1 protein-coding gene is annotated in these 584 nt (G+C 47.4%); it reads left to right on the top strand.

What is annotated here, in order from left to right:
* Positions 1–584: ATP-binding cassette domain-containing protein (locus R7E78_RS28670; RefSeq protein WP_318058952.1), on the top strand; the 584-nt coding region annotated here is incomplete at both ends.

Raw genomic sequence — 584 nt, 5'->3', positions numbered from 1 at the left:
CGCTGCCGAAAGTATTGTCGAGTTTCTTGAACTAGAGGTCGATCAAGTGAAAGATGGAACTCAATCTCTTGAACAGAACACGCCAATTCAAATCGAAGCTCAAGATTTGGTTGTTTTCAGCCCTGAAGGCAAACAATTGGCTGGCCCTCTGTCATTTTCATTGGAAGCCAATCAAAGCACTGCGCTTGTTGGCCCAAGTGGCGCAGGTAAAACCAGTTTGGTTAATACCATTCTTGGCTTTATGCCATACAAGGGCAGTTTAAAAATTAACGGCTGCGAGTTGTCTCAACTTGATCTATCGACTTGGCGCGAAGCTGTCAGCTGGATTGGTCAAAACGCAATGTTATTGCACGGCAGCATTGGGGATAACGTCACGCTTGGTAAAGACGATATTCCAGACGCACAAGTGAATACAGTGCTCAACGATTCTTACGCGGCTGAGTTTGTTGAAATGCATGGCCTGGATTACGCAATCTCTGACCGTTCAGGCGGTTTATCTGGAGGACAGGCTCAACGTCTTGAACTTGCGCGAGCAATGCTACAAAACGGCCGTTTCTGGTTGCTTGACGAACCGTCGGCAGGCT

The sequence above is a fragment of the Vibrio sp. YT-19(2023) genome (assembly GCF_033337395.1).
This window is presented reverse-complemented; position numbering and strand designations above follow the sequence as displayed.